This window comes from Streptomyces sp. NPDC015139, from assembly GCF_043079785.1.
Classification (GTDB): Bacteria; Actinomycetota; Actinomycetes; order Streptomycetales; family Streptomycetaceae; genus Streptomyces; species Streptomyces albidocamelliae.
The window spans coordinates 70,610-92,816 of record NZ_JBIBUW010000020.1 but is presented as its reverse complement, the minus strand read 5'-3'; the positions used below and the strand labels follow the sequence as shown (position 1 = coordinate 92,816).

The window sequence follows — 22,207 nt, the reverse complement described above, 5'->3', positions numbered from 1 at the left end:
ATGGCGGACGACTACTTCGAGTACCGGCACACGGTCGGATTCGAGGAGACCAACCTCGTCGGCAACGTGTACTACGTGAACTACCTGCGCTGGCAGGGCCGGTGCCGCGAGCTGTTCCTTCAGCAGAAGGCGCCGACGGTACTGGCCGAGGTGCAGGACGACCTGAAGCTGTTCACGCTGAAGGTGGACTGCGAGTTCTTCGCGGAGATCACCGCCTTCGACGAGCTGTCCATCCGGATGCGGCTGTCCGAACTGGGCCAGACACAGCTGGAGTTCACCTTCGACTACGTCAAGGTGACCGGCGGCGCCGAGGTGCTGATCGCGCGCGGCCGGCAGCGGATCGCGTGCATGCGCGGCCCGAACACCAACACGGTGCCCTCGCTCATCCCCGAGGACCTCGCCCACGCCCTGGAGCCGTACGCCACCCAGGGCCGGGCGCTGACGGGGCGGGCGGCATGAGCACCCTGGCCGCCGCGCCGCCGCGGGACGCCGTCACCGGCGATCCCGCGCGGCTGCGGCGGGCCCTCGGGTCCTTCGCCACCGGGGTGACCGTGGTGACCGTCGGCGGGGCCACCCCGCGCGGCATGACGGCCAACTCCTTCACCTCGGTCTCGCTGGACCCGGCCCTGGTGCTGTTGTGCGTCGGCAACGACGCCGTCATGAACCGGGTCCTCGCCGAGGCCGGCACCTTCGCGGTGTCGGTCCTCGGCGCGGGCCAGGAGGACGTGGCCCGGCACTTCGCCGACCGCTCCCGGCCGCTCGGCGCCGCACAGTTCGACGCCGTGGACTGGCTGCCCGGCCGGGTCGGCGGCGCCCCGCTGATCGCGGGGGCCGCCGCCCACTTCGAGTGCGCCCGGTGGCGGGCGTACGACGGCGGCGACCACACCATCCACCTGGGCCGGGTGCTCGACCTGGACGAGCTGCCCGGCCGGGAGCCGCTGGTCTTCCACAAGGGCCGCTTCCGGCGGCTCGCCGGGCCGGCGGACGGAGACCGCGCATGAGCGTCCACCCGCCCGGCCCGCCCGTGTGGGCGCTGCCCGGACTGCTGCGCAAACTCGCGGTCGACCGGCTCGGCATGATGCGGGACGCGGCCGGCCTCTCCGACGCCGTCCGCGTCTCCATGGGCCCGAAGAAGCTCTACATCTTCAACCGGCCGGACTACGCCAAGCACGTGCTGGCCGACAACGCCGCCAACTACCACAAGGGCATCGGCCTGGTGGAGTCCCGCAAGGTGCTCGGCGACGGCCTGCTCACCAGCGAGGGCGAGCTGTGGCGCGCCCAGCGCCGCAACGTGCAGCCGGCGTTCAAGCCCGGGCGGATCGCCGCCCAGGCCGGGGCCGTCGCCGAGGAGGCCGCCGGCCTGGTGGAACTGCTGCGCCGGCGCGCCGGGGAGGCCCCCGTCGACATCCTGGGCGAGGTCACCGGGCTCACCCTCGGCGTGCTCGGCCGCACCCTCATGGACACCTCCCTGGACGCGCACGGCGGCATCGAGCACGCCTTCGAGGCCGTCCAGGACCAGGCCATGTTCGACATGGTCACCCAAGGCCTGGTGCCGACCTGGGTGCCGTTCGCCACGCAGCGGCGGTTCCGCCGCGCACGCCGTGAACTCACCCGGATCGTCGACGACCTGGTCGCCGACCGCGACTCCCGCCTCGCCGACGGGGAGGCTGCCGACGACGCGTTCGCCCGGATGATCCTCGCCGCCCGCGAGCGCAAGGACGCGGCACAGGGCCGCCGGCTGCTCCAGGAGGAGCTGGTCACGCTACTGCTGGCCGGCCACGAGACGACGGCGAGCACCCTCGGCTGGACCCTGCTGCTCCTCGCCCGCCACCCGCACGTGCGCGACCTGGTGCGTGAGGAGGCGCGTGCCGTGCTGGCCGGCGGCCGTCTGCCGGACGCCGAGGACCTGCACAAGCTGACGTACACCACGCAGGTCGTGCAGGAGGCCATGCGGCTCTACCCGCCGGTGTGGATCCTGCCTCGCATCGCCCAGGGACCCGACCGGGTCGGCGGGTTCGACGTGCCGGCCAAGGCCGACGTGCTGGTGTGCCCGTACACCCTGCACCGCCATCCGGACCTGTGGGAGGACCCCGAGCGGTTCGACCCGGGCCGCTTCGACCCGGCACGCGTCGCGCACCGGCACCGCTACGCGTACATCCCGTTCGGCGCGGGTCCGCGGTTCTGCGTGGGCAGCAACCTCGGAATGATGGAGGCGGTGTTCGTCACCGCGCTCGTCAGCCGGGACCTGGACCTGGCCGTGGTGCCCGGGCACCAGGGCGTCCCGGAGCCCATGATGTCGCTGCGGATGCGGGGCGGTCTGCCGATGACGGTCCGCTCGGCGGACTGAGGACGCCGGACGCGCGTACGCGAGAGGCCGGCTGCGGTGGCGACACCGCAGCCGGCCTCTCGCGTTTCCGGTCCCCGGGGAGGCGGGGATCAGCCGGCGATGCGCTCCAGCGCGTTGGTGCGCAGGTCGAGCAGAGCCATGAGAACCGGCGGGTCCAGGGCCTCCACCGGACGCAGGGTGATCTCCGCGGGCAGCAGCAGGGTGTCCGCGTGCGCGGTGACCGGGCCGTAGCGGCCGACGGAGACGACGTCGCTGCCGGTGCCCGAGGCCAGGTGCTCGTAGCCGTACGGGACCGAATGGACCAGCACGTACCAGGTGCCGGCCGGGATGTCGCGCAGCTCGAAGGAGCCGGGGCCGTTCAGGACGGCGCACCGCACCGGCTGACCCTGCGGCACCGGGGTGGGGAAGAGACCGAGGAAGCAGTTGCCCGGGGCGCGGTCCTCGGGGAAGGTGACGCGGCCGCGCAGGCTGCTGTGCGTCGTGACGTCCTTCTCGTGGGCGCCGGGAGCGATGTCGGAAGCGAATCCGCCGAGGTCGCGGAACATGCTCGGGGAAACGCCCACGCACGATTTGAAACGCGAACTGAACGTACCGACGCTGCTGTATCCGACCTGGCTGCTGATGTCGGCGACGCTGAATCCCGTGTCGATCAGAAGGCGCTTCGCCTCCTGAAGCCGCAGCGCGGACAGAAATCGGCCGGGAGAGGTTCCGGTCACGTCCCGGAAGGCGCGCGTGAAGTGAAACTTGCTGAACATGGCCGTGCGCGCCATGTCGTCGATCGTCAGGTCCTGGCCGAGATTGGCGTGCATATCCTGGATGACCCTGTGGACGGCACGCTCGATGGCGGTGGAGGTCACCGGTTCTCCCTGTCGTTGTCGACGATGCCCTGATCCGGTCAGTGCCGGGATTCCGAGATGGGCCGTGGTGGGGTGGGGGGCGCCATGTCCGTCAGGCGCCTGCTGCTCAGGTCCTCGGCGAACCTGCGCCAGGTCTGGGAGCAGTGCAGGGCGAGCTCCGCCACGGTGGCCGAGCAGTGCGGCGGGATGGCGTCGAGTTGCTGCCGCCACGAGTCGTCCACGAGGAAGTGGGTGTGCAGCCAGCGCAGGAAGTGCCGCCCCGACTCCGAATGGCGCAGCGAGGGGTCGCCGGCGAGTTTGCGCAGGGTCTCCAGCGAGGTCCGGGTCCGTCCCGTTCCCGTGCCCTGCGGGGCCTGCGACGGCGCGAGGTGCGCCGCTTCGGCCGCTGGGGAGACGGGAGCCGCCGCGGCCGGGCCGGGGCGACGGACGGGTACCGGGTCCTCGCCACGCAGCAGCCGCTGCCGTACGTCGTGGGCGGTGCCCAGGGACAGTCCGGTCTCCTGGACTATCGTCCGCAGCGGCAGGTCGGGCCGGCTGGCCATGAGCTGCGCGGCGTGCAGACGTTCGGCGGTGCGGTCGAGCGGGTGCGGCCGGCCGTCACTGCCTATACGTGTGTTCGACCGTGGTGCGTCCGCGGCTGAACGGCGGCGCACCGCGGCGACCGTCTTCGCGTCCAGGCCGGTGTAGCCGGCCACGGCGCGGTCGGACAGGTCGCCGTGCGAGTGGAGGATGCGCGCTGCCGCCGCCTTGCGGTCATCCACCGACAGCGGCAGTCCGTGCGCGGTGTTGGCGGACACCGAGCGCAGGAAGAGGTCCTGCTCGGGGCCGTCGAAGTAGTGCACCTCGATCGTGTCCTCCCCCCTCAGCGCGGCGGCCGCCACACGGTGCGCGCCGTCGATGACGCGCATCGTCGGGCGATGAACGAGGATCGGCGGCAAGGACGCGTGTGTTTCGGCGAGACGCCGCACATGAGACTCGTCGATACCGCTCGTGCGCGGGGAATCCGCCGGAAGAAGCGCGGCGATGCGTATCCGGTGGGTGAAAGTGCTGGGCAGTTTCAGGCGCTTGCTGTCCGTGCTTTCCAACTCCCCCCCCCAGGGTCGGATACGGGCCAACCATGACGTTCCGCTTCCTGCCGCCGGAAGTGCCTGGGACCGCGGAAGGAGGCACGCACCGAAAAATATAACCGGGCGTTCCTTTTTTTCTTAGGGCGAGCGACGGTGATGCTTCGACTTCGCCTGGTTTCTTCGTGCAACTCAGTGTTCGGTGAACGCCACTTCGGTTGGTTGTTTGAAAAAACCATGCAGATCTAAGTTCTTCTCACGCCACCAGGAAGCCCCACCAACCCACCGGAGGAGGACGAGATGCCCGTAGAGCGAAGGGTCAGAAGGATCCCCGAACGCCGGGTCGACATCGGCGCCGACGCCACCATCACGCTGGAGGCCTACGCGGACACCATCGTCCCGGGCGAGAAGCGCTGGCCGGGTGACCGAGCGGTCGCGGGGGTCAGCACCGGCGGCGGCGCGGTCTCCGCCGGAGCCCTCGACCTGCTCCGCTGGGACGCCACCGGCATCCACGACGGACTGGAGGACCTGGCCGCCCGGGTCAACGCGCACGCCGGCGCCCACGCCGAGAAGGCCGGCCTCACCCTCGACCCGACGGTGCCGCCCTTCGTCTCCCTCGACTACGACGACCGGGTCCGCCTCATCCAGGAACTCACCACGCCGGGCCACCCCGAGAAGGACTTCTGGGTACTGCTCTCCCTCTTCTGCAACATGGCCTTCGACTCCGCCGCCCACCTGCACACGGACGAGGCGCTCGCGGACGGTCACCCCGGCCTGACGGCCATGGGCATCACCCAGCCGGACACCGACGGACTGTGGCGCTTCCAGGACTTCGGCTACGGCCGGCAACTCGCGGACATCCACCCCGACACGACCCCCACCGGGAGCCCAGCATGAACACGGCCATCGAGAAGACCGACGTCCTGGTCATCGGCAGCGGGTTCGGCGGAGCGATCGCCGCCTACCATCTGGCCGCCGGCGGCGCCAAGGTCACCGTGCTGGAGCGCGGGCCCTGGCTGAAGAGCAACGAGTTCGAGCACGACTACAAGCTCGGTTCCTCCTACACGCGCATCTTCGACTTCGTCGTCGGCGACGGCATGAGCGTGCTGGGCGGCAACTGTGTCGGCGGCGGCAGCGTCGTCTACTTCGCGGCCATGCCGAGGGCGCCCCGGTTCGTCTTCGAGCGGCACGGCAGCATCGGCCGCCGGATGTGGCCCGGGAAGATCAACCGCGACACCCTCGACCCCTGGTACGACCGCATCGAGGAGTCCCTGTCGGTCACCAAGCCCGAGTGGTCCGAAGCCTCCTACGCCGGCGGCCTGTGGGCGGCGGCCTGCGACCACGCCGGACGCACCGCCAATCCGCTCGCCGCGGCCATCGACAACTCCAAGTGCGTCAACTGCAACTTCATGATGGCCGGCTGCCGCTTCGAGGCGAAGCAGTCGCTCACCGTCAACTACCTCCCGGCCGCCCTCGCCCACGGCGCGGAGATCCGCCCGCTGCACGAGGTGCAGCACCTGTCACGGACCGCGGAGGGCGACTACCGGGTCCACTACAACATCGTCGACGACGAGGACTACCGCCTGCAGACCGGCTCCGGTGTCATCGAGGCCAAGATCGTCGTGATGGCGGCGGGCGCCGGCGCCACACCGGTCATCCTCCAGCGCAGCGAGGCCCACCTCGGCACGATGCCCCACGCGGTCGGCCGCTACTTCTCCGGCAACGGCGAGCGCCTCAACACGGCCATCCTCGACGAGGACAAGGTCGCGGAGATCCTCGGCCTGTCCCGCGGCGACGGCAACCTGCCCTACGGCGCCAACGCGGTCGGCAAGGGCCCGACGGTGGCCAGCTGGGACAAGCTCGACGGCTCCCTGCCCGAGTACTCCCGCTACTCGCTGGAGCAGCTCTACTTCCCGCCGGGGCTCGGCACGATCCTCGCGCAGGCGCCCGACGCCACGGGACCCACCTGGTTCGGCAAGGAGAAGAAGGAGATCCTCAAGAACTGGAAGTCCTGGCTGACCATCTTCTGCATGACCGAGGACGACAACGAAGGGGTCTTCGGGCCGCCGCCGGCCACCGGCAACTCCCACCGCATCTCCCAGCAGCTCCTCGGCCGCGGCAACCTGTCCTACAAGCCGACCAAGAACACGTGGCACGGCTGGAACCAGGCCGACGCGGACGTCAAGGAGATCCTGGAGAAGGACGGCCTCGCCAAGGTGATGCCCTGGACCAACGACCTGGTCGGCGCCTACACCGTCCACCCGCTGGCCTCCTGCCGCATGGGCGACGACCCGGCCACCTCGGCCCTCGACGACACCAACGAACTGCGCGGGCACTCCGGCATCTTCGTCACCGACGGCTCCGCCGTCCCCGGAGCCCTGACCGTCAACCCGGCCATGACCATCGCCGCCGTCGCCGAGCGAGCCGTGCCGCACATCGTGGCCGCCGCCCGGGCCAGGGGAGTGGCCGTCACCTACGGCGCCCCCGCCCCCACCGGTTACAAGAGCGGCCGCAACGCCGTCCTGCCGCTGCTGCGCAAGAAGCAGCTCGCCGGAGTCTGAGCCACTGCGCACGCCCAGTCAGTTGCTTCAAAGGACTCACCAGGTCAGGTGAGTTGCTTCACACAACCTACTTCCTCAGGAGTGAGTGGACATGAACAACCTCAACGACGTGCTGAAGACCCTCGCCGCCGACATCGAGGAGACCGAGAACCTTCTGCGCGGCCTCGACGAGAGCGACTGGAGCAGGCACACCCCCGCCCCGGGCTGGACCGTCACCGATCAGGTCGCCCACCTGACCTTCATCTTCCGCCTCGCCAAGACGGCGGCGGCCGACCCCGACACCTTCCGCGGCATCGCCGCCAAGGCCGCCGAGAACTTCGACGGAGCCGTCAACGCCGCCCTGCAGCAGTTCAACGGACTTCCGCCCGCCGAGCTGCTCGCCCGGTTCCGCAGCGAGGGCGACGCCTCGGTGGAGGCCCTGGCCGCCGTACCGGCGCAGTCGGTGGTGCCGTGGCTGGTCAACCCGCTGCCGCCGGCCGTCCTCGCCTCCGCCGGGATCATGGAGCTCTTCGGGCACGGCCAGGACATCGCCGACGCGCTCGGGGTGCGCCGCGAGCCCGGCGAAAGCCTCCGCCACCTGGCCCAGTTCGCGGTCCTGACCCGTGACTTCGGCTACCTCGCCCGCGGCCTGACCCCGCCCCAGGAGCCGTTCCGGTTCGAACTGACCACGCCCGCCGGAGAGGTGCTCGAGTTCGGTCCCGAGGACGCCGCCCAGAAGATCACCGGTCCCGTGCACGACTTCTGCCTCCTGGTGACCCGCCGCCGTCACCGCGACGACCTCGCGCTGACCGCCACCGGCGAGGAGGCCGACCGCTGGCTCGACATCGCGCAGGCCTACCGCGGCCCGGCCGGCGAGGGCCGGACCCCCGGCCAGTTCGCCGACCCGTGCTGCGACTGACCCGGCGCCGGTGCCCCCCGCGGCCGGCCCGCACCGCCCCGCCGCACCGGCCCGCCCACCACGGCCGCCCGTCCGCCCGAAGCCCACCAGGAGTGCCCGCCATGACCCGCCCCCACCTCCTCCGCCAGGTCACCGTGATCGGCTGCGGGCTGATCGGCACCTCGATCGCCCTGGACCTCACCCGCGCCGGGATCGCCGTACGGCTCACCGACCGTGATCCCGCGGCGGTGGCGCAGGCCGCCGCCAGGGGGGCGGGCACGCCGCTCACCCTCCTCGACCGGGCCGCCGACCTGGTGGTCGTCGCCGTCCCGCCGTCCGCCGTCGCCGACACGGTCTACGAAGCACAGGCCCGCGGACTGGGCCGGGCCTTCACCGATGTGGCCGGCACCAAGGGCCTCATCGCGGAGGAGGCCGAACTGCGCGGCTGCGACCTGCGCGGCTACGTGCCCGGCCACCCGATGGCCGGACGGGAGACATCCGGCCCGGCCGCCGCCGAGCCGGGGATGTTCGCCGGCCGGCCGTGGATCCTGTGCCCCGGCCCCTGCGTCCCCCCGGAGGCCGAGGCCGCCGTACGCGAACTGGTCCGGCTGTGCGGCGCGGAGCCCCGCACCATGAGCCCCGAGGCCCACGACGAGGCCGTCGCCACCGTCTCCCACACTCCGCAGCTGGTGGCCGCCGCGCTCGCCGCACAGCTCGCGGACACCGCCCCGGAAGTCCTCGCCCTCGCGGGCGGCGGACTGCGCGACACCACCCGGATCGCCGCCTCCGACGCCGGCCTGTGGACCGACATCCTCGGCCACAACGCCGAGGCCGTGGCCGCCCGGGTGGACCGCGTCGCCGCCGATCTCGCCCTGCTCGCGGAGGAGTTGAGGAACGGCGGCAGCACCGGCTCCGTCACCGTCGGCGCGCTGCTGCTGCGGGGGAACCTGGGCCGGGCCGCCCTGACCGGGGCAACCGGCTCCCGCAATCCAGGAGATGCCCCCTCACGCGCCCGGGTGTGATGCTGCGACCGCATCGCCCGGTGGGCGACCCGAGCGAGAGGGAGAGCAGCACATGCGCACGGAAGCGACGACGGCCGCGGAGACGGTCACCGCGATCTGGCACGAGATCCTCGGGAACGTCCCCCAGGACCAGCCCGGGATCACCTTCTTCGAGGCCGGTGGCGAGTCCATCTCCGCCACCCGTCTCGTCGTCCGTGTCGAGGAAGAGCTCGGCGTCGAGATCGAGGTCGGCGACATCTTCGAGGAGGACCCGTCCCTCCCGGCCCTCATCCGTATCGTGACGGACAGGTCCGACGCCCGGACGACGTCATGACCGCTGGTCTTCGACGGGTCGCGCCCGACAGCGGCCTCGACGAGGCCGTGGAGATCCTGGAGCGCGACGGAGCGCTCGTCGTCGAGGACCTCGCCGACGCCGGCACCCTCGGGGAACTGTGGGAGGACCTGGGCCCCGCCCTCGACTCCCGGGCCTACAGCGGCGACTGGTACAACGGCACCCGCACCCGGCGGGTCTCCTCCATCTTCGCCCGCACCCGGCGGCTCACCCCGGTGGTCACCCACCCGCTGTTCCTCGGCGCGGCCCGCCGGATCATGCAGCAGCCGGTGCACGTCTGGATCGGCCGGTCCCGCACCGCGCTGGTGCCCACCGTGCAGATCAGCGGAACCCAGGCCATCCAGATCCACCAGGGCCAGGGCAGGCAGCCCCTGCACCGGGACGACGCACTCCATCTGCGGCGCCACCCGGGTCCCACCAGCCGGGTCCAGCTCATGCTGGCCATGAGCGACTTCACCGCGGACAACGGCGGCACCCTCGTCATACCCGGCAGCCACCACTGGGACGACGAGCGCCCGCCGCTCGCCGAGGACGCCGTCCCCACCGAGATGCGGGCCGGCTCCGGGCTGATCTGGCTCGGCGGGGTCTACCACGGCGGCGGGGCCAACACCACCGGCACCCCGCGCACGGGCCTGACCATCGCGCTCGACCTCGGCAACCTGCGCCAGGAGGAGAACCAGTACCTCGCCGTGCCGAGGGAGGCCGTCCTGGCCTACCCCGAGGAGGTGCGCCGGCTGCTCGGCTACGACCGCTGCCCGCCCGGCCTCGGCTGGCACGAGATGGACGACCCCTACGGCCTGCTGGAGAACGACACCCCGGCACCCGCCGCGTAAACCCACCCGGCAACCGCCGGCCGGTCCGAACCGGCCGGCTTTCCCTTTACGCGGCCGGCACCGGAGCACCGTGCGGCCGCCTCACCACCGAACCTCACCGCGGGAGAACCCATGTCGCAGCGCTGCCCCGTCGCACACACCCTCGACACCACGGGCCGGGACATCCATGCAGAGGCCGCGGGCCTGCGTGCCCAGGGACCGGCCGTACCGGTGGAACTCCCGGGCGGGGTGCGCGCGTGGTCCGTCAACGACCACGCGACCGTGCGCCGCATCCTCAGTGACCCGCGGGTCACCAAGAGCGCCCGCAACCACTGGCCCGACTTCATCGAGGGCCGCATCCGCCCGGACTGGGAGATGATCAGCTGGGTCGCGATGGACAACATGGTCACCGCCTACGGCAAGGACCACATCCGGCTGCGCCGCCTGGTCGGCAAGGCCTTCTCGCCCCGCCGCACGCAGGCCGTCAAGCCGCTCATCGAGCAGCTCACCAACGGGCTGCTCGACGCGCTGGAGGCCGCCGGGCCGGGCGAGGTCGTCGACCTGCGCGAGCGGTTCGCCTATCCGCTGCCGGCCATGCTGGTGGCCGAGCTGATCGGCATGGACGAGGAGGCCCGCACCGCGACGGCCAAGGTCATCGACATGATGGTGGACACCACCGTCACTCCCGAACAGGCCCAGGCGGTGCTGCTCAACTGGCGCGGCGCCATGGAGGAACTGGTCGCCCACAAGCGCGCCCACCCCGGAGAGGACATCACCAGCGACCTGATCGCGGCCCGCGACGAGGACGGCTCCCGGCTCTCCGAGGCCGAGCTGTGCGACACCATCTTCGCCATCCTCGGCGCCGGTTCGGAGACCACGATCAACTTCTTCGACAACGCCATCACCGCCCTCCTCACCCACCCCGAACAGCTCGAGCTCGTCCGCACGGGCCGGGCCTCGTGGGACGACGTGATCGACGAGACGCTGCGCGTGGAGTCGCCGCTGGCCCACCTGCCGCTGCGGTACGCCGTCGAGGACATCGAACTGGACGGGGTGACCATTCCCCAGGGCGATCCCATCCTCGTCAACTACAGCGCCGTCGGCCGCGACCCGGAACTGCACGGCGAGACCGCGGACGACTTCGACATCACCCGCTCCGACAAGGAGCACCTGTCGTTCGGCCACGGCCCGCACTACTGCCTGGGCGCCGGTGTCGCCCGGCTCGTCGCCACCGTCGGTCTGTCCACCCTGTTCGCGCGTTTCCCCGACCTCTCCCTGGCGGTGCCGGCCGGGGAGCTGCGGCCGCTGCCGACGTTCATCATGAACGGCCACCAGGGACTGCCGGTGCGCCTGACCGCTCAGGTCCCCGCCGCCGCCTGACCGCGCCGCCCCGCATCAGAAAGGCGCCCCCCGGCTCGAGGAGCCGGGGGGCGCCGCGGCGCCACGGCAGCGCCGGGGGTGTACGCCGCCGTGACGGATCAGGCGCTGTCGCGCGGGCTGTTCTGGTACGCGGCGAGCAGCCACTCGCCGTCCTGCTTGGCGGCCACCCAGGTGGCGCGCACCGCACGCTCGTCGGCGACCGTGCTCTCGCCCGCGGCCAGGACCCCGCCCTGGGTGACGACGATGGCGACGTCCTCGCAGAGGAAGCGCAGGGCCAGGGGCGTACCGGTGACCTGGGTGCCCTTGTAGGGGCCCTGGAACGCGGCGGACATGAAGGCCTCGATGGCCTCGCGTCCGCTGTGGTAGACACCGGGCAGGATCATCGTGCCGTCGGTCGTGAAGACCTGGGCGAAACCGGCGGCGTCGTGCCGGGCCCAGGCCTCGACGACACGTCCGGGCAGCGCGGCGACGGCGGCCCGGTCCGCGTCCGAGACGGCGGCGGTCACGGCCGATGGTGCTGCGGTCATGCTCATTCCCCTTGGTTCCGGTGTCCGGCGCGAACCGGACACGGCGGCTGTCGGTCGGACGGTCAGACGTAGAGGCTGTTGGGCTCCAGGCCGCACAGGACCCGCCCGTACAGCTCGGCATTGGTGTCGGGGTGCATCAGGGCGTGCAGGCTGACCGCCTGGATGTCCCGCGTGATGCGCTGGATCGTGCCCTCGCTGTAGATCGAGGAGCCGCCGCTGGCCGTGGCGAGGATGTCGACGGCCTCCTTGGCGAGCCGGACCACCGCACCCATGTCGGCGCGGGCACGCACCCGCTCCTCCAGGCTCCACTCGGACCCTTCGGCGTTCTTGGAGTCGACGAGGTCCGCCAGACGGTAGGCGTGGAACTCGGCCTGGTCGATCTTGAGGGTGGCGTCGGCCACCTGGAGGTGGGTCAGCGGGGCCTCGGCCTGGCTCGCGTAGTTCGTGTACGTGATCTTGCGTTCGGGCAGACGCGCCAGGAACGCCTCCCGGGCCGCGCGTGCCATGCCGAGCACCGCGCCGACGGAGGACGCGGAGGCGACCGGCAGCAGCGGGGAACGGTACATGGCGGCACCGGCGTTGGCCTGCGAGGCGCCGCCCCCGCCCTGGACGACGGCGCCCAGCGGAAGCACCCGGTCGGCCGGCACGAAGACGTTGTCGGCGACGGTGGAGACACTGCCGGTGCCCTTGAGGCCCGAGGTGTGCCAGTCGTCGACGATCTGCAGGTCGGAGATGGGCACGAGCGCCATGACCGGCATCGGCTCGCTGCCCTCGGCGATCTGGACGGCGACGATCACCTGCCAGTGGGCGTGCAGCGCGCCGCTGATGAAGCCCCACTTGCCGTTGACGACGATGCCGCCCTCGGCCGGCATGGCCATCGCGCTGGGGCTGAGGGTGCCGCAGACGCGGACGTCGGGGGTGGAGAACACCTCGTCCTGGACGTGGTCCGGGAACAGGCCGGCCATCCAGGTGGGGATCCAGTACACCGACGCCGTCCAGCCGGTGGAGCCGTCGGCGCGGCCGATCTCGGCAGCCACCTCGACGAGCGTGCGCGTGTCGGACTCGAAGCCGCCGAAACGGGCGGGCGTGCGCAGCCGGAACACACCCGCGTCGGCGAGGGCCTGGATGGAATCGTCGTGGACACGACGGTTCTCCTCCGCCCAGGCGGCATTACCGCGAAGCTGCGGTACGAGTTCGGACACCCGACGAACAATTTGTTCCCGCGTAGGAACATCGGTCGCCGCAAGCACCATATCCTCCCAAGACGTCCATCCCCGGAGGCCGGAAATTGGCCGTCCGTGATATGTGACGACGACTTTTCCAGCCGGCCGTGACGGCAGGCATCTTCTGGATTGCGGGACCGCCGCCGGGCGCCCGTCCGGGGCCGGTCCCGCACGCCGAGAGAAGCCCGGACCGCCCGGGAGCTGCAAGCATGAAGCCGCAGCATGTCTCCGAAAGCGCCTCGTGGAAGAGGGAAGAAATCCGATGACCGATCGTCAGGATATCCCCGCCGGTCCGGCCGAGAGCCGGCGTAAAACCCGCCCGCTGACGGGTGACGAATACATCGAGAGCCTGCGGGACGGCCGGGAGATATACCTCTACGGCGAGCGCGTCAAGGACGTCACCACACATCCGGCGTTCAGAAATCCGATTCGGATGACGGCGCGGATGTACGAGGCGCTGCACGACCCGGCCCAGCGCGGAATCCTCACCCGCCCCACGGACACCGGAAGCGACGGCTACACCCACAGCTTCTTCACCACCCCCCGCAGTGTCGACGACCTGGTCGCCGACCAGCGGGCGATCGCCGCGTGGGCGCGCCTGGGCTACGGCTGGATGGGGCGCAGCCCGGACTACAAGGCCTCCTTCCTCGGCACGCTCGGCGCCAACGCCGACTACTACGCCCCGTACGAGGACAACGCCCGCCGCTGGTACGCGGAGTCGCAGGAAAAGGTCCTGTTCTGGAACCACGCGATCGTGCACCCGCCGGTCGACCGCGACCGGGCGCCGGACGAGGTCGAGGACGTCTTCATCCACGTGGAGAAGGAGACCGACGCGGGCCTCGTGGTCAGCGGCGCGAAAGTGGTGGCCACCGGTTCGGCGCTGTCCCACTACAACTTCATCGCCCACTTCGGACTTCCGGTCAAGAAGCGCGAGTTCGCACTGGTCGCCACCATTCCCATGGACGCGCCCGGCATGAAGCTGATCTGCCGCCCGTCCTACACCGCCACTGCGGCCGCCATGGGAAGCCCGTTCGACTATCCGCTCTCCTCCCGCCTGGACGAGAACGACACCATCCTGGTCCTGGACAAGGTCCTGATCCCCTGGGAGAACGTCTTCATCTACGGGCATCTGGGCAAGGTGCAGATGTTCCCCGGCCGGTCCGGCTTCGTCGAGCGTTTCACCTTCCACGGCTGCACCCGCCTGGCCGTGAAGCTGGAGTTCATCGCCGGGCTGCTGATCAAGGCGCTGGAGATCACCGGCACGAAGGACTTCCGGGGCGTGCAGACCCGCGTCGGCGAAGTGCTGGCCTGGCGCAACCTGTTCTGGGGCCTGTCCGACGCCGCGGCGCGCAACCCCGTGGAATGGAAGAACGGCGCGCTGCTGCCCAACGCGCAGTACGGCATGGCGTACCGCTGGTTCATGCAGATCGGCTATCCGCGGATCAAGGAGATCATCCAGCAGGACGTCGCCAGCGGCCTGATCTACGTGAACTCCGGCGCGGAGGACTTCAAGAACCCGGAGGTGCGGCCCTACCTCGACAAGTTCCTGCGGGGCTCGGGCGGCAAGGAAGCCGTGGACCGGGTGAAGGTGATGAAGCTGCTGTGGGACGCGGTCGGCACCGAGTTCGGCGGCCGGCACGAGCTGTACGAGCGCAACTACGCGGGCAACCACGAGAACTCCCGGGTGGAGCTGCTGTTCTCGCAGACGGCCTCCGGACAGGTCGACGGCTACAAGGCCTTCGTGGACGAGTGCCTCGACGAGTACGACCTCGACGGCTGGACCGTGCCCGACCTCGCCTCCTTCGACGACCTGCGCTCCCGGGTCCGGGGGGCCCTGCTCGACGGCTGAGCCCGGCCCGACAGCGCTTCGCCCGCGTCCGCGATCGGCGGACGCGGGCGAAGCGCACTGCCCGCGGGGTCAGGACGAGCCGGCGAGCGGGGCGTCGGGGGCCGTGACCGTCCGGCGCAGGACCTCGACGAACCCGGCGGCGAACTCCCGCATCGTGGCCTCGTGGAACAGGTTGGTGTTGTACCCGAGGTGGCCGAGCATCTCTCCGGACAGCGGGTCGATGTCCAGCTGGAACATCACACCGTCCGGGATGTCGGTGGACAGCTCCTGGGACAGCTGGCGACGGCGGATCTCGGAGATCGTCAGGTCGCCGGCCTCCACTCCCTCCAGGGCCGGGAACTGGAAGACCTGGAAGGCGACGACCGCGAGGTCGTCCGCGGCGAACGCGGCCGCCGAGGCCGGCGCCTCGGCCACCACCTGGCCGAACGGCAGGTAGTTCGCGTAGGCCTTCAGGCAGGTGGCGCGGGTGCGTGCCACCACCTCGCCGAAGGTCGCCGCCCCGGTCAGGTCGGTGCGCAGCGGGACGAAGTTGAAGAACGCGCCGACGGTGTTCTCGAACCGGGCGGGGCCGCGCCCCGCGGCCATCGTCGGCACGGCGACATCATCGGTGCCGACCCGCTCGCGCAGGAACACCTTGTAGGCCGCGAGCAGCACCATGAAGGCGGAGCTGCGGGTCTTCCTGGCCAGTGCCAGCGCCGCCGAGGTCAGCTCCTCGCCGACCACGAAGCGGTGCACGGCGGTCGTCTTCGGCACACCCTCCGACTTGCGGTGATCGCTCGGCACACCGGTGATGGCGCCGCCGGCCAGCTGCTCGCGCCAGTAGGAGCGCGCCTTCACCTCGGCGGTCGGCGCGTAGCGCTCCCGCTCCCAGACGGCGAACTCGCTGAACGGTGTGGGCTCGGGCAGGTCCCCGGCCTCCAGCCCGCGGCGACGGGCGTACAGCACGCCGAGATCGCGGATGATGAGCTGCATGGAGACCTCGTCGGCCGCCGTGTGGTGGACGACCAGGACGAGGACGGCGTCGTCCTCGGAGAACCGGCCAAGCACGGCGCGCAGCAGGGGCAGCTCGGTGCCGTACCGGCCGCCCTCCAGCTCGATGAGGAGTTCCTCGGCGCGGCGGTCGCGCAGCGCCGCGTCCGGTTCGGCCATCTCGCGGACGGTCAGGGAGACGGGCGAAGCCGGGGCGATCTCCTGGCGCTGCTCGCCGGGGGTGCGCACGATGGTGGTGCGCAGCGCCTCGTGGCGGGCGACGACGTCGTTCAGCGCCTCCCGCAGCGCGTCGGTGTCGACCTTCCCGCTCAGCCGCCAGCCGGCGACGATGTTGTAGACGGGCCCGAAGGGGCCTTCCTCGTCCCCTTGGTCGAACATGCACAGGAATTCTTGGTTGAAGGAGAGCGGAATACTCATCGGTTCGTCCCAGTCTCGTGGGGTGGTGGCGGTGCTCCCGGCGGGGTCCTGGGGACGGCACCGCCGGGAGCACCGGGTGGGGAGGGAAGGGCTCAGACCAGCGCGGTGCCGGTCTGCTCGGCGGCCTCCAGGAACTCCCCGCGGGAGAGCGCGGCCGCCACCAGCTCGATGTCGTCGGACATGTACCGGTCGCGGTCGAGGGTGGGCACCAGCGAACGGATCCGGTCGTAGGTGGCGCGGCCGGTGGGGCTGAGCTGTTCGTGGCGGCCGGAGAGGTCGACCGCCTGGGCGGCGGCGAGGAACTCGACGGCGAGGATACGGGTGTTGTTCGACAGCACCCGGCGGGCGTTGCGGGCGGCGATCAGGCCCATGCTGACGACGTCCTGGTTGTCGCCGTTGGAAGGCACGGACTGCGTGGAGGCCGGGCCGATGGTGCGGTTCTCGGCGACCAGCGCGGTGGCCGGGTACTGGGCACCGGCGAAGCCGCTGTTGAGGCCGGGCTCGCCCGCGACGAGGAACTCCGGCAGGCCGTCGCTGAGGTGGCGGTTCAGCAGGCGGTTGGTGCGGCGCTCCGAGAAGACGCCGAGCTGGGTCAGGGCGAGGACCACGAAGTCCATGGCGAAGGCGATCGGCTGACCGTGGAAGTTCGCTCCGTGGAAGACCTCCTTGCCGTCGAAGAACAGCGGGTTGTCGTTGGAGGAGTTCAGCTCGGTCTCCAGCTTGTGCACCGCGTGGTACAGGGTGTCGCGGACGGCGCCGACCACCTGCGGGATGGCCCGCAGGGTGTACGCCTTCTGCAGGTAGACCTCGGTGCGCGACACATCGCCGCCGCCGCGCTGTCCGGCGGCCTGCTCACGCAGTTCGGCGTGGTCGAGGACCAGGCCGCTGCCGCGCAGCAGGGCGCGCATGTTCGCGGCGGTGTCGATCTGGCCCTGGTGCGGGCGGGCGATGTCGTGGCCCTCGGCCTGGAACGGGCTGGTCGATCCGCGCAGTACCTCCAGCACCAGCGCCGTGCCGATCTCGGCCTGACGCACCTGGTCCAGGGCACGGCCCACGACCAGGGAACCGAGGCCGGTCATCGCCGAGGTGCCGTTGATGAGGGCGAGGCCCTCCTTGAAGCGCAGCTGCAGCGGCTCGATGCCCTTCTCGCGCAGCACCTGGCCGGTCGGGACCCGCTTGCCGTCCTCCAGGACGTACCCCTCACCGATCAGCGTGCTCGCGATGTGCGAGAGCGGGGCCAGGTCGCCGCTGGCGCCCAGCGAGCCGATCTCCGGGATGGCGGGGGTGATGCCCAGGTTGAGGTAGAGGGCGAGGCGCTCGAGGAGCTCCGGCCTGACCGCCGAATAGCCCTTGGACAGGGCGTTGAGGCGGGCGGCCACGACGGCACGGGCCTCGTCCTGCGCGAAGACGGGGCCGACGCCGGCACTGTGGCTGCGCACCAGGTTGGTCTGGAGCTCCACCTCCTTGGCCGGGTCGACCAGCATGTAGATCATCTCGCCGTAGCCGGTCGTGACACCGTAGACGGGGGCGCCGTCGTGGATGATCTTCTCGAACTGTGCACGGCTCCTCGCCGCCTTGCCCAGCGCCTCGGGAGCCACGGAGACCGGGGCCAGGTCCTCGGCGACCCGGCGGACCGCCGGGATGTCCAGGTTCTCGCCGTCGAAGCTGACGCTCGGCCTGTCGGAGCCGACCGAGAAATCGGTTTCGAGCATGGTCACGGCATTCACCCCATCAATGGATTGGATATGTGTGTCGGTGGTGGCGGATGCACGGCGGGGCCGTGCGAGGCGCTAGCGGGTGGCCGCCGCGAGATCCGCCAGTGCGCGCCGGTCGACCTTTCCGCCCGGGTTGTGGGGGAGTCGGGGAAGCGTCACGAAGGACACCGCGGGCAGTCCCGGCCCGAACCAGCGGCGCAGCGTCGCGCGCCACACGGCCGGTGTGCCGGCCGGTTCCTCGCGCGGCACCACGTACGCCACCAGCCCGTCGACCAGCCCGTCGGCGCGGGTGCGGGCGACCACGGCGCTGGAGAGCACCGACGGATCGGCGGCGAGCGCCGCCTCCACGTCGGTGAGTTCGAGCCGCGTACCGTGGATCTTGACCCGGGCGTCCGCGCGCCCCCGGAACTCCAGCAGGCCGTCGAAGCGTCGACGCCCCAGGTCCCCGCTGCGGTAGCAGCCGGAGCGGGCGATGTCCGGGCCGGCGGAACCGGCCACGGCGCGGAAGGCGTCGTCGGTGAGCCCGGGGCCGAGGTAGCCGGGGGTGACGAACGGGCCGCACACCACGATGCGGCCGGTGACACCCGCCGGACAGGGACGGTCGTGCGCGTCGAGGACGAGCACCTGGCGTCCTGGGATCGGACGCCCGATCGGGACGGCGCCGTCGCCCGTGCCGGGGCCGGCCTCGTGCCAGGTGGCGAGGACGGTCTCGGTGGCGCCGTAGAGATTCACCACCCGCGCCCCGGGGGCCGCGGCGCGCAGGGCGCCGGCCAGTTCGCCCCGCAGGAGCTCGCCGGCCAGCAGGAAACAGCGCAGTTCCGGCAGCCGGGCCCCGGACGACCGCAGGGCGGCCGCCAGTTCCCGGGCGAAGCCCGGCACGGTCTGGAAGTGAGTGATCCGCTCCGACTCCAGCCACGCGGCCAGCTTCTCCGGGTGCGCGCGGATCCGCTCGGGGACCGTGCAGAGCGTGGCACCGGTGCTCAGCGCCGCGAACGCCTCGACCAGACCGGCGTCGTAACCGGGCTGCGCCCACTGGGCGACCCGGGAGCCGGGGCCGATGCCGAACTCGCCGGTGAACCAGTCGACGAGCTGGGCGAAGGTCCGGTGGGTCTGCGGGATGCCCTTGGGCGTACCGGTCGAGCCGGAGGTGTACGTGACATAGGCCCAGCGGCCGGCCTCGTCCGCGGCACGGGACGTATCCGGCGAGGACGGCGAGGGACCGCCCGCGCCGCCGGGCGCACCCACGGCGGCCGGCCGGCCGGCGAGCAGGCCGGGAAGGGACAGGACGGTTCCGCCCCGCTCGGCGCGGAACCAGGTCGCGAGCGGTGCCGTCGCCTGCTCCTCGGTCACGACGAGACAGCGCGGCCGCAGCCCGGCGAGCACCGCCTTGACGCGCTCGCCGGAGTCGTGCGGGGCGAGACCCACCGCGTGGGCGCCCGCTCCGAGGATGCCGAGCAGGACGGCGGCCTGGCCGGGCCCGTTCGGCAGACGCAGCGCCACCGGGGAGCCCTCGCCGGCCCCGAGGGCGCGCAGCGCGTCCGTGACGCGTGCGGCCCGGTCGGCCAGCTCGCGGTACGTCACCGAGCCGCCGGGCCCGTGCAGGGCCGGCGTGTCCGGGAACGCCCGGGCCACCGCCCGCACCCGTTCGTGCACCGGCGGGCCGGCCGGCCCGCCGCTGTCGGTCAGGTCGGCCGCGCGCACCGCGGCGCGCACCTCCTCCTCGGTCTCCAGCGGGAGGGAGCCCGCCGGGGCCGAGGGGTCGTGCAGCGCGGCGTCGAGCAGGGTGCGCAGCTGAGCGCGCAGCCCGGCGGCGGCCGCGGCGTCGAAGGGGGCAGGCCGGTGTTCCAGCAGGCCGGTGAGCGCGGGGCCGCCGGTGCGCACCGTGAGGACCGGGTCGGCCTCCGCGGGCAGCGCACCGCCCGCACGCAGACGCCGTACCCGCGCCCCGGGCAGCCGGAGCACCGGCTCGTCCGCTCCCTCCACGGCGAACGCGGCGTCCGCACGGCCCTCCTGGTCCTTGGCCGGCTGCGCCGCGGCACGGCGCACCAGCTCGTGGAAGGTCGGGGTGCCGGACAGGTCGACGGTGCGGGTCGTACGGTCACCGTCCGGGGTACGGACGGCGAACACCGGCCGGGCCGTGCCGAGCTGCCGCCCGACCAGGCACGCGAACGCGGCCAGCAGGACGTCGGTGGGCGCGGAGCCCGTGCGGTCGGCGAGCTCCCGCAGGGCGGCGGCGGCCGACGTGCCGAAGTCGAAGGGGGCCGTGGCGGGGTCGTCGGCCGCGCCGGTGGCGGCGCGGTACGCCGCCCCCAGGGCGTCGACGAGCGTGGCCATGCGGTGCCCGCCGGCCGCGAACGCCCGGTTCACGGCCAGCAGCAGCAGGTGTCCGCCGGCCGCGGGCCGGGCGACGGCCAGCAGGGCTGCCGGGCCGCTGCCCGCCGGGAAGACCAGGAACTCCGGGTCCGCCCACAGCCGTTCGGCCGCCTCCCACGGGCCGGCGTCCGCGAGGTCTCCGAGATCCGTGAACCAGCGGGCGCTCCCCTCCGGCACCCGGTACCGGGCGGCGGCCTCGTGCCAGGCAGCGCGCAGCGCCGGCACGTCGAGCTCGCCCGTCACGGCGTACGCCCGGATCACCTGGGCCGTCTCGGTCACACCCACTCCCCTCCTCCTCGCGCGGTCCTACTTCAGGGACATGAGCGTGTCGTCGGGGGACGGGGCGGACGCCGCCGGCGCGGACGGGGCCACGGAGGACCGGCCGGCGGTGGTCTGCCGGCCGCCGAGCTTCTCCGCGACGGTGCCGCGCACCGCGTTCCACAGCACCCGGGCGACGAACGCGGGGCGCATCATGGCCTCGGGCTTGTCGACGAGACCGGCACCGCGCATGTAGGCGGCCGTCACCCCGCCGTCGTGGACGGCGGCGGTCTGCACCAGCTTGAGGAACGCCTGCGCGGCCCTGACCTGCGGCGTGCGCTCGCCCTGGACCCCGGGGAAGGTGAGGTCCACGGTGTTGGTCATCTCCCAGGGCGGGTCGATGACGTCGCGGGCCAGGTCCCGGAAGTACTGCGCCGGGATCGGCGTCGTGCCGGTGTGCAGGTGGTCGCGCAGGGTGAGGGCGCCGAGCGCGGCGGCCGTCATGCCCTGGGCGTAGACCGGGTTGAAGGTGGTGACCGCGTCGCCGGTGACCAGCAGACCCAGCGGGAAGCGGTCCATGTCCTCGTAGTGGCGGCGCAGCGTCGTCGGGAACCGGAAGGCGACCGGCTCGTCCAGCGGGACGGCGTGCTGCAGCGCGTCGTAGATGTCCGGGACCGCCAGCGACTTCACCCAGGCGTACAGGCCCTCCTGGTCGGTGGGCGGGTGGTCGCCGAGCAGGCCGTACGTGGTCAGCTCCACGCGGCCGCCGTCGGTCTTGGTGAAGATCGCGCCGCGGGGCAGCTGGGGAGAGGCGACCGGGTTGATGGACAGGTCGCCGTCGTACGGGTCCTCCAGCAGCTGGTAGTGCTGGGTCACGTAGCCGAGGCCGATCTTCTTGCGCTCCTCGACCACCCGCGGGTAGCCGAGCTCCTCCAGCCAGACGGGAGTGCGCGAGCCGCGGCCGGTCGCGTCGACCACGAGGTCGGCGTCGAGGACCTCCTCGCCGTGGTTCTCGGCCAGGTTCTGGACGCGGACGCCGGTGACACGGCTTCGGTCCGCGGTGGTGACGAGGCCCAGGATGTCGTGCTGCTCGCGGAAGGAGACGTTGGGCAGGTCGCCGGTACGGCGGCGGATGTGCTTCTCCAGCATGGGGCGGCTGGCGGCCACACAGGTCAGGCCGGCCACCTGCTGCTTGAGCCGCCTGCCGTTGAAGTACCAGCGCACATTCCCGGCGAGGTCCCCGGTGGGAACGCCGTCGGCGAAGATCTCCTCGGTGATCCCCGGGTACATCTCCTCCATGGCGAGCTGGCCGCGGGCCAGCAGGCCGTTGATGTGCCGGCTCTGGGGGCAGTGCTTGCGCGGGCCCTCCACCCCGACCAGGACGTCGCGGTCCACGATGAGCACGTCGTCGTAGGCGTCGGCGAGCACTCTGGCGGCGAACAGGCCGGCGATGCTTCCGCCGAGTACCACCGCGCGCGTTCCGGTCTTGTCGCCCGACACGGGTACCTCCTCGAATTTCCCGGTATAGGGGTGAAAATCTGGGTCTGCCAGAAAATCTGCTGATCGTTGGGCAGGGGCCGATCGTCGCGCCCCACCGCGGTGGA

At 71.9% G+C, this 22,207-nt stretch carries 19 protein-coding genes; 11 read left to right on the top strand and 8 right to left on the bottom strand.

Annotated features, from left to right (window positions below):
* Genes ACF08B_RS35405 through ACF08B_RS35395 form a run of 3 tightly spaced genes read left to right on the top strand, consistent with a single transcriptional unit; the run spans position 1 to position 2,347 of the window.
* Complete coding sequence (locus ACF08B_RS35405; RefSeq protein ID WP_392321143.1) at positions 1–459, top strand: acyl-CoA thioesterase; 459 nt, start codon at positions 1–3, stop codon at positions 457–459.
* A complete protein-coding gene (locus ACF08B_RS35400) occupies positions 456–1,001 on the top strand; it encodes a flavin reductase family protein (protein ID WP_392321142.1) in 546 nt (181 codons plus the stop codon). Before ACF08B_RS35405 ends, ACF08B_RS35400 begins: the two co-directional genes overlap by 4 nt.
* Positions 998–2,347: a cytochrome P450 gene (locus ACF08B_RS35395; protein WP_392321141.1), complete on the top strand. Its 1,350-nt coding sequence runs from the start codon at positions 998–1,000 to the stop codon at positions 2,345–2,347. The genes ACF08B_RS35400 and ACF08B_RS35395 overlap by 4 nt, the downstream gene beginning before the upstream one ends.
* 89 nt (positions 2,348–2,436) lie before the next feature.
* On the opposite strand, the gene ACF08B_RS35390 is transcribed toward ACF08B_RS35395, so the two are convergent.
* Complete coding sequence (locus ACF08B_RS35390; RefSeq protein WP_392321140.1) at positions 2,437–3,204, bottom strand: helix-turn-helix domain-containing protein; 768 nt, start codon at positions 3,202–3,204, stop codon at positions 2,437–2,439.
* A gap of 38 nt (positions 3,205–3,242) precedes the next feature.
* Positions 3,243–4,112 (bottom strand): transcriptional regulator, encoded by an 870-nt coding sequence (locus ACF08B_RS35385; RefSeq protein WP_392321139.1) that lies wholly within the window; start codon positions 4,110–4,112, stop codon positions 3,243–3,245.
* A 456-nt stretch (positions 4,113–4,568) separates the two neighbouring features.
* On the opposite strand from ACF08B_RS35385, the gene ACF08B_RS35380 reads away from it, so the two are divergent.
* The 7 genes from ACF08B_RS35380 (at position 4,569) to ACF08B_RS35350 (ending at position 11,251) form a co-directional block, all read left to right on the top strand.
* On the top strand, positions 4,569–5,165 hold the full coding sequence (locus tag ACF08B_RS35380) for a DUF5987 family protein (protein ID WP_392321138.1): 597 nt from the start codon (positions 4,569–4,571) through the stop codon (positions 5,163–5,165).
* A complete protein-coding gene (locus ACF08B_RS35375) occupies positions 5,162–6,829 on the top strand; it encodes an FAD-dependent oxidoreductase (protein ID WP_392321137.1) in 1,668 nt (555 codons plus the stop codon). Before ACF08B_RS35380 ends, ACF08B_RS35375 begins: the two co-directional genes overlap by 4 nt.
* 91 nt (positions 6,830–6,920) lie before the next feature.
* A complete protein-coding gene (locus ACF08B_RS35370) occupies positions 6,921–7,727 on the top strand; it encodes a TIGR03084 family metal-binding protein (RefSeq protein WP_392321136.1) in 807 nt (268 codons plus the stop codon).
* A 101-nt stretch (positions 7,728–7,828) separates the two neighbouring features.
* Positions 7,829–8,728: a prephenate dehydrogenase gene (locus ACF08B_RS35365; RefSeq protein WP_392321135.1), complete on the top strand. Its 900-nt coding sequence runs from the start codon at positions 7,829–7,831 to the stop codon at positions 8,726–8,728.
* 52 nt (positions 8,729–8,780) lie between these two features.
* A complete protein-coding gene (locus ACF08B_RS35360; RefSeq protein ID WP_392321134.1) occupies positions 8,781–9,041 on the top strand; it encodes an acyl carrier protein in 261 nt (86 codons plus the stop codon).
* Positions 9,038–9,892, top strand: coding sequence for a phytanoyl-CoA dioxygenase family protein (locus ACF08B_RS35355; RefSeq protein WP_392321133.1), 855 nt, complete (start codon positions 9,038–9,040; stop codon positions 9,890–9,892). The genes ACF08B_RS35360 and ACF08B_RS35355 overlap by 4 nt, the downstream gene beginning before the upstream one ends.
* Positions 9,893–10,003: 111 nt before the next feature.
* The gene (locus tag ACF08B_RS35350; protein WP_392321132.1) at positions 10,004–11,251 is read left to right on the top strand and encodes a cytochrome P450; all 1,248 of its coding nucleotides are present in this window, start codon (positions 10,004–10,006) and stop codon (positions 11,249–11,251) included.
* A 98-nt stretch (positions 11,252–11,349) separates the two neighbouring features.
* Here the strand turns inward: ACF08B_RS35350 and ACF08B_RS35345 are convergent, their stop codons facing one another.
* Positions 11,350–11,778 (bottom strand): SgcJ/EcaC family oxidoreductase, encoded by a 429-nt coding sequence (locus ACF08B_RS35345; protein ID WP_392321131.1) that lies wholly within the window; start codon positions 11,776–11,778, stop codon positions 11,350–11,352.
* Positions 11,779–11,840: 62 nt separating this feature from the next.
* The gene (locus ACF08B_RS35340) at positions 11,841–13,031 is read right to left on the bottom strand and encodes an acyl-CoA dehydrogenase family protein (protein WP_392321130.1); all 1,191 of its coding nucleotides are present in this window, start codon (positions 13,029–13,031) and stop codon (positions 11,841–11,843) included.
* A gap of 232 nt (positions 13,032–13,263) precedes the next feature.
* On the opposite strand from ACF08B_RS35340, the gene ACF08B_RS35335 reads away from it, so the two are divergent.
* Positions 13,264–14,850 (top strand): 4-hydroxyphenylacetate 3-hydroxylase family protein, encoded by a 1,587-nt coding sequence (locus tag ACF08B_RS35335; protein ID WP_392321129.1) that lies wholly within the window; start codon positions 13,264–13,266, stop codon positions 14,848–14,850.
* A gap of 69 nt (positions 14,851–14,919) precedes the next feature.
* On the opposite strand, the gene ACF08B_RS35330 is transcribed toward ACF08B_RS35335, so the two are convergent.
* The 4 genes from ACF08B_RS35330 to ACF08B_RS35315 all read right to left on the bottom strand — a co-directional run bounded on the left by ACF08B_RS35330 (position 14,920) and on the right by ACF08B_RS35315 (position 22,103).
* Positions 14,920–16,257 (bottom strand): condensation domain-containing protein, encoded by a 1,338-nt coding sequence (locus ACF08B_RS35330; RefSeq protein ID WP_392321128.1) that lies wholly within the window; start codon positions 16,255–16,257, stop codon positions 14,920–14,922.
* Positions 16,258–16,349: 92 nt separating this feature from the next.
* Positions 16,350–17,969 (bottom strand): tyrosine 2,3-aminomutase, encoded by a 1,620-nt coding sequence (cmdF, locus tag ACF08B_RS35325; RefSeq protein ID WP_392321167.1) that lies wholly within the window; start codon positions 17,967–17,969, stop codon positions 16,350–16,352.
* Positions 17,970–18,047: 78 nt separating this feature from the next.
* Positions 18,048–20,624, bottom strand: coding sequence for an AMP-binding protein (locus ACF08B_RS35320; protein ID WP_392321127.1), 2,577 nt, complete (start codon positions 20,622–20,624; stop codon positions 18,048–18,050).
* A 27-nt stretch (positions 20,625–20,651) separates the two neighbouring features.
* A complete protein-coding gene (locus ACF08B_RS35315) occupies positions 20,652–22,103 on the bottom strand; it encodes an FAD-dependent oxidoreductase (RefSeq protein ID WP_392321126.1) in 1,452 nt (483 codons plus the stop codon).
* Between the last annotated feature and the right edge of the window lie 104 nt (positions 22,104–22,207).

Bases quoted from the DNA above. Each gene is read 5' to 3' on its own strand.
- ACF08B_RS35405 (WP_392321143.1), top strand. From the start codon at position 1: ATGGCGGACGACTACTTCGAGTACCGGCACACGGTCGGATTCGAGGAG.
- ACF08B_RS35400 (WP_392321142.1), top strand. From the start codon at position 456: ATGAGCACCCTGGCCGCCGCGCCGCCGCGGGACGCCGTCACCGGCGAT.
- ACF08B_RS35395 (WP_392321141.1), top strand. From the start codon at position 998: ATGAGCGTCCACCCGCCCGGCCCGCCCGTGTGGGCGCTGCCCGGACTG.
- ACF08B_RS35385 (WP_392321139.1), bottom strand. From the start codon at position 4,112: ATGCGCGTCATCGACGGCGCGCACCGTGTGGCGGCCGCCGCGCTGAGG.
- ACF08B_RS35380 (WP_392321138.1), top strand. From the start codon at position 4,569: ATGCCCGTAGAGCGAAGGGTCAGAAGGATCCCCGAACGCCGGGTCGAC.
- ACF08B_RS35375 (WP_392321137.1), top strand. From the start codon at position 5,162: ATGAACACGGCCATCGAGAAGACCGACGTCCTGGTCATCGGCAGCGGG.
- ACF08B_RS35370 (WP_392321136.1), top strand. From the start codon at position 6,921: ATGAACAACCTCAACGACGTGCTGAAGACCCTCGCCGCCGACATCGAG.
- ACF08B_RS35365 (WP_392321135.1), top strand. From the start codon at position 7,829: ATGACCCGCCCCCACCTCCTCCGCCAGGTCACCGTGATCGGCTGCGGG.
- ACF08B_RS35360 (WP_392321134.1), top strand. From the start codon at position 8,781: ATGCGCACGGAAGCGACGACGGCCGCGGAGACGGTCACCGCGATCTGG.
- ACF08B_RS35355 (WP_392321133.1), top strand. From the start codon at position 9,038: ATGACCGCTGGTCTTCGACGGGTCGCGCCCGACAGCGGCCTCGACGAG.
- ACF08B_RS35350 (WP_392321132.1), top strand. From the start codon at position 10,004: ATGTCGCAGCGCTGCCCCGTCGCACACACCCTCGACACCACGGGCCGG.
- ACF08B_RS35345 (WP_392321131.1), bottom strand. From the start codon at position 11,778: ATGACCGCAGCACCATCGGCCGTGACCGCCGCCGTCTCGGACGCGGAC.
- ACF08B_RS35340 (WP_392321130.1), bottom strand. From the start codon at position 13,031: ATGGTGCTTGCGGCGACCGATGTTCCTACGCGGGAACAAATTGTTCGT.
- ACF08B_RS35335 (WP_392321129.1), top strand. From the start codon at position 13,264: ATGACCGATCGTCAGGATATCCCCGCCGGTCCGGCCGAGAGCCGGCGT.
- ACF08B_RS35330 (WP_392321128.1), bottom strand. From the start codon at position 16,257: ATGAGTATTCCGCTCTCCTTCAACCAAGAATTCCTGTGCATGTTCGAC.
- cmdF (WP_392321167.1), bottom strand. From the start codon at position 17,969: ATGCTCGAAACCGATTTCTCGGTCGGCTCCGACAGGCCGAGCGTCAGC.